Source organism: Micromonospora sp. NPDC047707, assembly GCF_040704235.1.
Lineage (GTDB): Bacteria > Actinomycetota > Actinomycetes > Mycobacteriales > Micromonosporaceae > Micromonospora.
On record NZ_JBEYSU010000062.1, the window covers coordinates 1 to 12574 of the forward strand.

At 64.6% G+C, this 12574-nt stretch carries 5 protein-coding genes and 3 pseudogenes; 3 read left to right on the forward strand and 5 right to left on the reverse strand.

What is annotated here, in order from left to right; genetic code table 11:
• Positions 1–789: 789 nt before the first annotated feature.
• Positions 790–1569 (forward strand): endonuclease/exonuclease/phosphatase family protein, encoded by a 780-nt coding sequence (locus AB0873_RS30435; RefSeq protein ID WP_366604060.1) that lies wholly within the window; start codon positions 790–792, stop codon positions 1567–1569.
• Between the two features lie 237 nt (positions 1570–1806).
• On the opposite strand, the pseudogene AB0873_RS30440 reads toward AB0873_RS30435, so the two are convergent.
• Positions 1807–1932: pseudogene (locus AB0873_RS30440) on the reverse strand (IS30 family transposase); the annotation flags it as partial.
• Here AB0873_RS30440 and AB0873_RS30445 point away from each other — a divergent pair.
• Positions 1921–2694: a replication initiator gene (locus AB0873_RS30445; protein WP_366604062.1), complete on the forward strand. Its 774-nt coding sequence runs from the start codon at positions 1921–1923 to the stop codon at positions 2692–2694. The pseudogene AB0873_RS30440 and the gene AB0873_RS30445 overlap by 12 nt on opposite strands.
• Before the next feature lie 138 nt (positions 2695–2832).
• Here AB0873_RS30445 and AB0873_RS30450 read toward each other — a convergent pair.
• Positions 2833–3061: pseudogene (locus AB0873_RS30450) on the reverse strand (transposase); the annotation flags it as partial.
• Between the two features lie 334 nt (positions 3062–3395).
• Complete coding sequence (locus AB0873_RS30455) at positions 3396–9263, reverse strand: PA14 domain-containing protein (RefSeq protein WP_366604064.1); 5868 nt, start codon at positions 9261–9263, stop codon at positions 3396–3398.
• A gap of 620 nt (positions 9264–9883) precedes the next feature.
• Between AB0873_RS30455 and AB0873_RS30460 the strand changes: the two genes are divergently transcribed.
• The gene (locus AB0873_RS30460) at positions 9884–11074 is read left to right on the forward strand and encodes an IS110 family transposase (protein WP_366604066.1); all 1191 of its coding nucleotides are present in this window, start codon (positions 9884–9886) and stop codon (positions 11072–11074) included.
• Positions 11075–11529: 455 nt separating this feature from the next.
• Here AB0873_RS30460 and AB0873_RS30465 read toward each other — a convergent pair whose 3' ends face one another.
• Positions 11530–11781: a transposase family protein gene (locus AB0873_RS30465; protein ID WP_366604068.1), complete on the reverse strand. Its 252-nt coding sequence runs from the start codon at positions 11779–11781 to the stop codon at positions 11530–11532.
• Between the two features lie 334 nt (positions 11782–12115).
• Positions 12116–12298 (reverse strand): annotated as a pseudogene (locus tag AB0873_RS30470) (hypothetical protein); the annotation flags it as partial.
• Positions 12299–12574: the final 276 nt, after the last annotated feature.

Sequence of the window (12574 nt, forward strand, 5' to 3'; positions counted from 1 at the left end):
GACCACGCCAGCCACAAGCAGCAGGGCAGCATGATCCGCCGCTACATCATCTGGCGGAACAAGAACGCCGCCGACGAACGCCTACGCGAGGTCGTGGCCAGGGCAAACGTCGCCTAAGACTCGGCCCGAGGCCGCATATACCAGTCACTGCTGAAGTCAGCCTGCAGAACCAGCTCGTCCCGCGCGAGATGGTCAGCGTCGTCCACGAAGACACCGCCGAGAACCAGTTCACGATCCGCTTCCTGCACATCACCATGGAGCGGCTGCCACGTCGATGCGCAGCCGCAATCCTCCCGGAAGCCCATCGAGCACCTGGCGGAGCTCACCCACTGTCCACTCCCGGACCTCGTAGCGATATCGCTCCAGTGCCTGATCACCATCCACGAACGCAGAATAGGCCCCGGGCCAGGACAGCCCGCATCACCCGGGCCCCACCGGCCTATGGGGCAAACGTTGCCTGACGCGGCACTAGCTCTAGAACTGCCGGAGGTTGCTGACACTTTGGGTCTCTGATCGTTGTGTCGTACTCCGCTTGATGCGTTACGTCGTGGCTTCAGTTGATGCGCGACACGGTGCCGTGGCTCGTTGGCTACCCGCTGTAAACACGGGACGGCCGGCGATGCCTGGCGCATCCGCTTCTGTAGCCGGTGGCAGCGCGTGCGTCGAGCGGCGTACCCTTCCGAATCGCGGCACCTCCGGTGGTTTAAGATCGAGTCCCTCCAGGCAGGGGCGGTCGGCGGGTAGGCGTCTGATCAGAGATGGCAGGTGTGTCGTTTGCGGATCGCGAGTGTGAACGCCTGGGGTGGCGCGTTATGCGACGAGCTCATTAAGTGGCTGCCCGACAGCGGGGCGAACATCGTCTGCCTGCAGGAAGTGACTCGGACCCCTGGTCGGACCGGATGGACCCGCTTCGAAGACGGTGAACGCATCCTGCCCCAGCGGGCTGACTTGTTCGATGATGTCCGCATCGCGTTGCCGCACCATCAGGCGATCTTCCTCGCCAGCGACTCAGGACCCGTGCATGACGACAAGGGCGGCCGGCATCGGCAGGACTTCGGTCTCGCGACCTTCGTCGCCGAGCAACTGCCGGTCATTGGTCTCGACTCCGCCTTCGTGCACGGTCAGTTCGTGGACCATGACGCGTGGACGATCACAGACCGCCCACGCAACGCACTCGCGGTGCGCACCGTTGACCGCACCGGCGGCCGGTCGATGTGGGTGGTGCAGGTACACGGATTACGCGATCCGGTCGGCAAAGCTGACACCCCGGCGCGGCTGCGCCAAGCAGAGCGACTCGCGGAACTCGTGAATCGGGTACGCAGTCCGCGGGACCTGGTAGTGGTCTGCGGTGACTTTAACCTGTTACCTGGCAGTGAGACGTTCGACGTTCTGGCCGAGATCGGACTGACCGATTTGGTCAGCGCGGCCGACACGCGGACGTCTCACTACCCTAAAGCGGTGCGGCACGCGAGCTACCTGCTCGTCTCCGATATCGCCGCCGTCAAGCAGTTCGAGATCATGACCGAACCAGAGGTTTCCGACCACCGTGCCCTGATCCTCGACATCTAGCTCTAGCTAACGTGGGCTCGTCGCAGGTACGTACGAATCTGCCGCTGACTGAGCGCCTCTGACGGGCCGTCGAGCCCGCCCGGCATCCAACTGAGTAGTAACTGGATGTAACAACGGCAGCTCGTTGCGCGGGAACCCGTAACGCGTCAAGTGGAACCAATGCGTAATGCATTAAGTGGAGCCCGACATCACCGGCAGCCGCCTGTCCGACTCCGGTTGATGCGTTACACGGCGGGTTCAAGAGGTGTGCGCAAGGAGCTCGGCGAGCTTCTCGGATGGTGTCATGTAGCCGAGGGTCTTGCGTGGGCGGGTGTTGAGGCTTCGGGCGAAACGGGCAAGGTCGTCGGCGGTGTGGACCGAGAGCCCTGCCACCCCCGCCGCGCCTCCGACCCCACCGCCCGGCCATGCGAGCACGGGCAGCCGACCGTATGTTGGGCGCGGCACGAGGAGGACGATCCTCGGCTGGGGCAGCCGCTGTGCATGGACTGCTACGACTACGACGCCCAGGTCGTGTGGAACCACGCCGCCCCGGAGTTGTGGCGCCGCACCAGCATCGCCATCACCCGCCACCACAACGCCCGCGCCCGACAACTCGGCCTACCGAGGGTCGAACAGATCACCGCCAGCGGCAACGTGCGGCGCGTACCGCGGGTCAAGCCGTCGTGCGGCAAGGTCGCCGAGATGCAACGCCGCGCCGTCGTGCACTACCACGCCGTCATCCGCCTCGACGGCATCCACCCGCACGACCCGGACGCCATCGTGCCCCCGCCGGCCGCCCTGATCGCCGCCGTCCGGCACGCCGCCGCCACCGCCGCCTTCACCACCCGACCCCACCCCGCCAACCCGGCCGGCTGGCGCATCACCTGGGGCGACCCTGACAAGGGCCTCGACGTGCGACCGATCAACGCCAACGGTGAGGTCACCGACAGCCGGGTCGCCGGCTACCTCGCCAAGTACGCCACCAAGTCCACCGAAGCCACCGGCCACGTCTCCCGCCGCCTCGACGGCGACGTCATCGACCTCTACGCCAACCACCAAGGCATTCACCCCGAACGGCTCGTCGACGCCTGCTGGACCCTCGGCGCACACCGCGACTGGCAACAGCCAACCACTGCTTCAGGCTGACCGGGACTGGTCAACGGCTGAGGACTGCACCTCTTTGGTGTCCTTGGAGGCATGGCGATCACGCACCAAAATCAACGCCGAGAGGCAACAGCCTGTTGCCCTGGCTCCTCGGCATCGGAACTAACGTCTTGCACCACGGGCCCGCGGCAACGGCAGCGCCGCCACCGCAGTCCGCAGCGGCGCGATGTCGATCCGGCCGCGATTCAACGCCACGAACAGCGAGCCGTGACGGTGCTCGCCTACCAGCGACAAACTCCACCAGCGACCGCACCGGCGCGTCACCGCACAGCAACGCATCTGCCAGCTCGAACAACGCATCCCCACGAGCGGTCAGACAACGATGGAACTCACGCCGGAACGCCGTCAGCCGCCCGACCGCGTCGAACGCCCCGGGATCGGCCGGGGTCGATGCAACCGCCCGACAGGTTAAAGATCAGCTAGTTATCTGAAGATCGCATCACTCGCAAAATACGTGATTCAGATGCCCTCTTGGGTTTCGACCGTACTTGCAGCCAGTGGAGTTCGGGCCGGTCCAGGTGCAGATGCGGTAAACAACACCCTCATCTGCTACCTCCGGGTTGCGAAGGCACCAACTGAGATACCCGGCTGGACATTTGTAGGCTGCTGGGCCGGTAACCAATGTCACCGGCCCAGCGGCTCCAGCAAATCCGCTTGATGCGTTGGAGACGAAGGGTCAGCGGCTAGAGTAGATAAGCAAAGAATCGGCCACCACTGCCCCTGCCGAGCGGGGCTATGCGGATGCTGCCGGCCCGGGGATTTTTAACCTTCCACGGCACTCGGACCACCCATCTGTCCCACTCGTGATGCGCGGCGCGCATTTGGTTGAGCAGCCGTCGCGCCTCGATGCGTTCGAAGGTGATGTTGTCCTGGGCTTTGTGGTTGCAGGCGTGGCATTGGGTGATGAGGTTTGATCGCCGGTTGGTGCCACCCTTTCCTAGTGCTCGCATATGGCCTACCTCCGCCGCGTCGTGCGCGGCCCCGCCGTTTGGCACCCGATACCACTGTTTAACCTTTTTGCCACATGACTGACAACGCCACCCGTTGCTCGCGTGGAACTTCCTCTTCCACTCGGGACTCATATTCGCCCGCTTGGCCTGCTTGCACTTAGGGAGGCGCTTGCCGCTCGCAGTCTTTCCTATACAGGCGTAGCCCTTGCTTTTCGAGCTGGCATTGCCATCGAGGTCACTATTGTTGATTGGGTCGCCGTCGGCGTACTCGTAGTCGTTCGAAGAGCCGCCCTCGACCGGATCCGCTTCCAGGAACCGCCCTAGTGCCGGCAGGTATACCCTGGAGCCCATCTCTAGGGCTTGCAGGCCGCTGAGGTTTTCTACCGGGCGCTGGTGCTGTCCGAGCCAACCGTTGTCCAAGCCACCGGTGGGCAAAACTGGCTGCCGCCTGATATCCCCAGTCGACGAGTCGAGCTGACCACCGAAGGGGTCGTAGACCTGGAGTTCCCCGGTCTTACGGCCGTTGCTATCGGCGGTGAGAAAGACATCACCGTGCAGGTTTGGATAGCCCCACCGCGACGGTCCAGTCACTGGCTTACTGAGCAGGCCGCCGCCGGGCAGGGCAACAACCTGCTCGATCAGATTTCCTGCCCCGTCGAGGATAAGGTCAGCCGTGCCCCCGGAGCCGGTATACGCGTAGCGGAAGACGCCGTTCGCACTTTCAGTCGGTGCGCCGGTGACCGTTCGGGCGACCAGCCGATCGGCCGCGTCCCGGGAGTAGGCGATGGCTGTGCCATTGCTGTTCTGCGTGGCAATGTGACGGTCGGCACCATCGTAATCGTACGTATCGTCGCCCAGTTGATGGGTGTTGCCGTGGTTGTCGTAGGTCGGGCTTAGCGTCATAGCACCCGAGGTGGACACCAGCCGGTCAGCTCTATCATAACAGTAGGTAGTAACTACCGGCGCCGCGCCGCTTTTCCTCTCCTCTAGGTGGGTCCGGTTTGAATTTGCCCCAGCAGTCGCACTTGGTCCGCACCCGCCTACCGAATCGAACCGGTACGACACCTCTCGATTGGGTAGAGACGCGCGCACCAGTCGTCCTGCGGCGTCATAGGCATATGAGGACGTGGCGATCGTCGCGCCGTTCTCGGTTACGGTGGCCGTGCGCATCTTGCCTGAGACGGACCGGGTGACGGTATCGGCGATGGTTCTTCCGTCCGCGAGCCGCCATGTCATGCCGATCGCGCGGCCGGCTGGGTCCCGCTTTACCTCGGTCAGCGCGGTTTCGTTGCCGTAGCGGACTGCGCTCAACTCTCCGGCATCGTTATATGTCGCCGTAGCGACTAGGTCGCCATCGAGTAGAACTTTATTGAGCCGGCCGGCGTCATCGTATTCGGACGTCACTGATGTGCTGAACGATTTCACCGTCGTCGTTGCTCTGATCGGGCGTCCGGCGAGGTCGTACGTGGTGGATGTCGTCGCTCCCGAAGTGTCCGTGTAGGCAACGATTCGACCGAGTAGGTCCAGTCGGGTTGTGATTGAGCCAACGGGATCTGTCACCCGGCTCACCAGCGGATCCCCGTTGACGGAGTGCTCGTATCGTACGGTCCGTGCCGGCTTGCCTTCAACCCCGGGAATGGTTCGGTGGATCAACCGGCCGCGGGCGTCGAATTCGCTGCATGCCCACGGCTCCGCGCCGATGCGCGTGGCGACGACCGACCCGCCTTTGTCGTAGACCACCTCAGCCGCCCTGCTGCCGCCGTCGGCGCCTGCGGGATCGGTGGTCAGCTTGCCCATTCCGGCTTGGTTAGCCGGATCAACCGCGGCTGTGCAGGGGTTGTCCCGTTCCTCGCGGTCACCGTAGTAGGCGTAGGTCCACGTGTTTCCCGCAGGCAGGGTGCGCTCGGTTCGGCGCAGGTAGCCCTCGCCTGCCCGCTCGTACGTGGTGCGGCTGGTGAGCCGCAGCCCATCCGGGTCCACAGTAAGGCTTGTGGCTAGCCCAAAATGCGGCACGCCGTATTCCGTTCGGGTGATCTCCTCCGGTGCGTCGTCGTAGACGTCACGCTCGCCGTTTGTGGTGGCAAGCCCGTATCGAGGGTGCAGGTTCGTGCCGGGAATGAGCTCCGCCGTGCCATCCGGCTTGGTCCAGTGCAACTCGAGCTTGGCACCGAGATCGACTTCGTAGTAGTCCAGTCGCACGCGCCGCGGACGTGGTGGACCGCCCGTCGCCTCGTCGATCTGGACGGTGGCCTCGCGCCATTTCGGTGTAGTGGCCACCCAGTCGTCGATGAGGAGCCTGTCGTCGAGCCATAGACGAATCCCGTCGTCGGCGAGGACGCGAATCTTGTAGGAACCCGACCTGGGGAATGCAATCTCACCGCTGAAACGTGCAGACCAGTGATCTGCGCCAATGCCCTGGATTGGGGCGTCGGTGCCCCAGTCTCGGGCTAGCCGACCGGAGGCATCACCAACACCCGTCGAATATGCCTTTGGTGCCCCGGCGAGCGTCTCATTGTCGTAATACGCTGCCGCGAGACCGTTGATGCCCTCGTCGTACTTTGTGTAGGAGCCCGGCATCAACGGCGCGCACGACGTGCTCGGCTCGGTGCCCCAGAAGCAGTTCTGGGGCCACGGTCCCCAACTGGCGACGGGACGGTCGGCGTGGTCGTACAAGGTGGTGCTCTTTCGGCCGGCAGGATCCGTTGTGGCGATCAACCGGTCCTTTGCGTCCCACTCGAAGCGGCTGACCCGGCCGGTGGCATCGGTCTCGGTCTGCGTGCGGTATGCGTCGTCGAAGGTGACTTTGCGGATGTATCCTGTGCTGGGTGAGATTCCCGCGGCATCCACCTGTGTCTCGGTTTCGGAGACGTAGCGATATGTGTGTGCCGGCCTGGCCTGTCCGGGTGACGGAGGCGGGGCGGTCACCGACGCGACCTTACGCTTTCCACCGTGCTGTACGTAGGTGATCGCAGTCATAACCGTTGGATCAGGCCAGCGGTTGGTGAAATCAGCGGCGATCCAGTCGTTGACCAGCGGGTCGCGAAGCTTGTCGAGGATCCCATCCGAGGTGTAGCCAAAGTCGGTAATCTCCGCGCCTGGGTCCTCAATCCTGGCAAGGTTGCCCCGGCCGTACCACAGGACCGTCTGCGTGCCGTCCCAATACTCGACCCGACAAAGCTTCTGGGCTGGAGCGTTGGCGTCGGCTCCCGGTGGCGGAGTCAACTGAGGGTAGCAGTTGTCGCCGGGACGGTTGTAGTGCAGCCTCATGGCGCGGCCGGATACCGGGTCCTGGATCTCCTTCAGCCGCCGTGGTGCGCCAGCATAAACGTGCCGCAAGGAAGCCGGCTTGCTCGCGTCGTGGACGCTGCTCTGCGATTCGATCCTACCGTCGGTCCCGAATACGTAGATGTCACCGTCGTCAAGCAGGGCGATTCGCCCGTCGGCGTTCAGCGCTAGCACGCCGTCCTCGCCGCTGGGCGGCTGGTACCCACCGGCTGACTTCCGCGTCCAGGTGTGCTTGGCACCGGAGTTGTCGGTCAGGACGATCGTCTGCTCGGTCTGCTCTGCGGTGACGTAGGAATCACCGTGGCCGTCGATGTCAGCGGACAGTGTCCAGCCCTCGGGCAGGGCAGGGACGTCCTCTGCAAACAGCCAGTCCGCGCTTACGAGCTGAGCGGGAACCACCGTCCCGTCCTCGGTGCGGACGAACAGTTTCGCGAAGGCACTCCAGGTCCGCTCGGCGAGCTCAACCTTGATCGGGATCCGTTGACCCCTGGTCAACGACACTCGTCCGATCGCCTGCTCAGCTGACCAGTTCAGGTCGCTGACCCCGGTGCCCCGGTACACGTGCTGGCCGTTGGCCCACACGTTGAGCCCGTCGTCGTGAACGCCGGCGAATTGGTAGGTGCCTGTCTCGGGGGCCTGGAAGTAGCCGACCCAGCGAACGATCCACCAATCGGGCGGTATGGCCGGAGCATGTGGCGAGCCGAGACCGTAGTCGACGTTGACTGACGGCTCTTGCCGAACCAATGAAGGTTGGTTTCCGTCGTCGATGGCGCCATTACGGTTCACGTCGACGTAGTACTCGGCGGTGACCCCACGCAGCACGGCTTGTTGCGAGTTATACGAATAGGACAGCCCGGTGGCGCCGGCAAGAGTCGGGAAAGTTGGTGACGATGCGTTGACCGTCACGTTGCCATTAGCGAGATTTACGCCGACGCCGGCAAAGCCGTCATCAGGCGCTGGGTTATCCGCACCGATACGCTGGTCAACGCGGAAACGACCAACCCACTGCGGCTTGGTGACAGTGAGGTTCGAGGCGGTCCAAGCCTGCCACGTATATGCGACTCCGTCGCGCAGGACGCCCGCCGGTACCGTCCATGTCGGCTTATCGATGCAGCCCGACTCAACGAGCATGCCGGATTGTGCGTCCGAGCCGGTACCAAGCCGGAAGCAGTACTTGACAGGTTCGCCGTCGGGATCCGAGACGGGGGATACCGACAGCGTGGGCGTCATTGTCGTGACCACGCTGTCATCTGCCGGTGCGCGCAACTCAGCAGCGGGTGGAGCAGCACCGAAGTCCACGAGCAAGACGGCATCCAGGTGCTTGTAGGTCCATGCTCCCGAACGCTCATCGCCGATGAGCATGAACCACGCGTCACGGTGGCCGGTCCTGACCAACTCGCGCAGAAACTCGGTCAGGCCATCGCCTGAGATGCTCCCATTCTCGCCCACAACGCCGGTCGCCAAATGCTTGCCAACGCCGTCGTAGTCGAGTGCCGAGGCATGGAACATGTCCACGTTCAAACTGGCTTGGGTGCCAACGTGGCCGGCGACGCGCCACACGTCGAGTCGCGCCCCCACGACATTTTTGTTCATCATCGAGGCGTAGTCGACTCTGAAAACACTTCGGTTATACGAGTCGCCGTTGTAGCGGCTGTTTCCTACCCGCAGGCCGCAGCGATTGCAGTCATAACCGTCGGAGCGGTAGGCAAAAGAGTCGACGACTCCATATGTAAGGGTGGGATCAACATATACCGGGTAGACGCGGTCCTTCGCCCGCAGCCATTGGTCGTCTACCACCACAGTCAGAAGCCAGCCGCCAGCATCGCGCTGCAGCTCATACCGACCACCGGTCGTTGCGGGCGGCCGATTGCCGTCACTACGCGAATCCCAGGCCTCCACGGGAGGCAGCACCAACAACGTCTTGCCCTTGTTGTCGCGCAGTTGGATGCCGCCGCCGGCTGACATGACCGGTGTAAGCGACCCGGTCGTCATCCGAAACCGCCATCGGTTGTCAACGGGTTGCTGCCGCAGCACAATTGTTTCCTTGACCGCACCCGCCGTCACTTCGTAGTGCAGATCGGTGTCTGGCAGGATCGCGGAGAAGCTCAGCTTCCCGCGGCCACGGCCCTGGTCTGCGACGACGGCCGACGACGCACGACGTCCTGGTTGGTCAAGTGCAAGCCGAACAGTGTCGCCGCCGACGCCAATAGTGAGTAGCTGGCCATCACGCGCGTCACTGGTGAACGTCGGTTTCAGGGGGTGGGCCGCGGCACGAATAACTCCGCTGGGGGAATCGGGATGCAACGTGGTGTCCACAGGACTCCACCGTCCGCCGCCATCCTTGACATTAAGCGGCACAATGGACTGACGCAGCGTCTGAGAACCGTCCGGGTTCGCGTACAGCTCGGAGAATTCCGACCGCTGCGCAACAGTTGAGCGTTGCGGGTCGAACCCGGATTTACCCCGTCGGCTCAACGGGCGGAAGTCCGCGTCCGTTCGCCCAGGGCGCGCTTGCTCGACCCGACGCCCACCGTCAAGGAGCGAAAGCTCACGCACTGGAACAGTGCGCTGAGGACGTTCTGCCATTGCCGTGCGTGGCGTGACCTGACCGAGGCTAGCGATCACGGCTATAACTGTAAACAGTGCCAGCGTTCGACATCGGAGTGATTGACTCCGACGTTGTCGTGAAATTCGATGCACCGAGGGTTGTCCTTAAGTTCGAAGGGTCAGTAGGTTGTGCTGACGACCCGAGTGGGTCGGGTGTGGCTGTTGGGTTGTTTGCCGGCCCTTCGGGCGCGGCTTGAAAGGACTGGCCGCCCGGCCCGCTTGGACTTCCCTGGCCGCTGATTGAGATCTGCGACGTGTCGCTGCTTTAAGGACCTGACGGCGGGGTCGTCCGGGGGTTGGCCAGGCAGAACAGCGTCAGGGAGGACAGGGTGATCGAGTCCGGCTGGGCCGGTGTCGATGTCGGTAAGGAACACCATTGGGTGACGTTGCTCGACCCGGACGGTGCGGTGCTGCTGTCGAGGAAGGTCGCCAACGACGAGCGCGAGATCGCGCAGGTCATCGCCGACTGCGCTGTGGCGGCGCGGCAGGTGCAGTGGACGGTCGACCTGACCACCGTCGAGGCGGCCCTGCTGCTGAGCGTGTTGTGGGCCAACGACCAGCCGGTCAGGTACCTGTCCGGCCGCTCGGTCCACCACGCGGCCCGGGTGTATCGCGGTGAAGGCAAGACCGATGCGCGCGACGCCCGGGTCGTCGCCGATCAATCCCGGATGCGCCGGGATCTGCCGGTGCTGCGACCCGGTGACGATCTGACCGCCGAGCTGCGCATGCTCACCGGCCGCCGCACCGATCTGGTCGCCGACCGCACCCGGACCATCAACCGGCTGCGCCAGCAGTTGACCGCGGTGTGCCCGGCGCTGGAACGCGCCGCCGACATCGCCACCCACCGCGGTTGGGTGATCCTGCTGGCCCGCTACCAGCGCCCCAAGGCGATCCGCCGCGCCGGCGTCGACCGGCTCACCGCGCTGCTGGCCGACGCCGGGGTGCGTAACGCCGCCACGATTGCCGAAGCTGCCGTCACCGCGGCGAAGTCGCAGACCGTGCGCCTGCCCGGCGAGGACGTGGCCGCCGAGCTGGTGGCCGCCCTCGCGAAGGAGGTGATCGACCTCGACACGCGGATCAAGCAGGCAGACACCGCGATCGAGGACCGGTTTCGCCGCCACCGCCTGGCCGACGTGATCGTCTCCATGCCCGGCTTCGGCTACCGGCTCGGCGCGGAACTGCTCGCCGCGATCGGCGACCCAGACCTGATCCGCTCCGCCGATCACCTGGCCGCCTACGCCGGCCTCGCACCGGTCGCCAACGACTCCGGCAAGCGGACCAGCAGGCTGCACACCCCCAGCCGCTACAACCGCCGGCTGCGCCGGGCGATGTACATGTCCGCGCTGACCAGCATGCGTTGCCACCCCGAATCCCGCGCCTACTACGACCGCAAACGCGCCGAAGGCAAACGCCCGATCCAGGCCGTCATCTGCCTGGCCCGGCGCCGCACCAACGTGCTGTGGGCCCTCATCCGCGACAACCGCGCCTGGCAGAAGGAACCACCCGCCATCACGGCTTGACACGCTCATTGAGAGTCCTTTCCATAGCGCCAGGCCCGTTGCCGAATAATACAAAGCACGACTCGCGCCAGTTCTTTAATTGCGAAAGCATCGGCGTCGCTCTTTTTGCAGGGATTCGCAACGGAGGACGCGGAGGCCTTTCACTAGCTGGATCCGCAGGAACAGCCGCACTGACAGATCGAACGGTGTCTCCGTGCCCGCCAGCCTCAGCCGGCCAGCAGGGAATGCTCGCGCAACCTCCTTAAGCGAAGCGGTTCGATCCGAAATCTAGCGGCTGCCCGCGGGGCGGAGCCGATATCGTCTACCCCAACCACCCATCCGCGCATCAGGCATTCTGCCTATCCTGCTCTTTCGCTACCGCCTACTTTGCCGGTTACGACCGATGCCACATCTGCGGCCATAACCACTCACCACTCACCACTCACCACTCACCCGGAACGCTATTCAGAACTGGTTCATCCCCACGTTCGGTAGATCTCCGGTCCAGTGACGGTGCGTAGTACCTCAGGGAAGTCGTTGAGGCGCCCGCGCCAGCCGGTGTCCAGGACCTTCCAGTTGGTCAGATGCGAGATGCGGCGTTCGACGGCGGCGCGGAGACGGTTGAGTGCCGTGTTGCAGGCGCGTTGGACGTCGGTCAACTGCCGTCCGGGTGGCTTGCGGGTGCCGGTGATCGCGGCGGTGCCCAGGTAGCCCAGGTCGGCGAGCATGCCCGGCCCGCCGGGTCGCAGGTGGCTGGCCCTCGGCGATGCCGGACTCGGCCAGGGCCTTGCTGTCGTACCGGGCGCCCGGCACCGGCAGACCCGTGTCGAGCAGCCGGCCGGCCAGGTCGGCCACGGCTTGAACGTTGAACCCGACTTGGTGGCGCTTGCCGGAGAACATGCCGGCCACGCCGGTGCGCTCGCCGGTCGGGGCGAGGAACCCGTCGACGAGCACGGCCGAGCGCTTCGCCTGGCTGCGGACCTGTCCGGCGAACTGCGCCGTCGCCTGGCGCAGCAGCGGCCGCAGCCTGCGAGTGACCCGCGAGACGGTCGACTGCGAGCAGCCGAACAACTCCCCGGCCACGGCCTGGGACTCGTTACGACGCATCAGGAACAAGGTCAACACCACCGCCCGGTACAGGCCCAACACTCGGCGGCGGCCCTTGGCCGGCTGCCACACCCCATCGAGCAACGCGAACACCACGGTGACAAGCTCGGCGACTTGATCACCGCGCAGCCCGGTCATAGCCTGGCAGCGCGGCGGCCGCCCCTCGTTGATCTCTTCTTGCCACACACTCGAACTGATTTACTCCCGGCGACCGCCGTCACCCGTAGTGACACCCGTGGGCTCGACCACAGCGAACCCGTCAGGAGCCGTCAAGGCGTTCTGAATAGCCCTCCCGGCGTCTCCGAGTCGTCCGACTTAACGGGACTGTCTCGCTAACGGCACCTCTCTGTGTCAAGGCGTTGGCAGCAGAGAGGTCTCCAACTTGTTGGATTGGTGGCGGAGATCAGGGTCTGC

What these genes read in the sequence shown, in the direction of transcription:
- AB0873_RS30465 (WP_366604068.1), bottom strand. Translation starts at nt 11,781, where the DNA reads ATGCTCGCCGACCTGGGCTACCTGGGCACCGCCGCGATCACCGGCACC.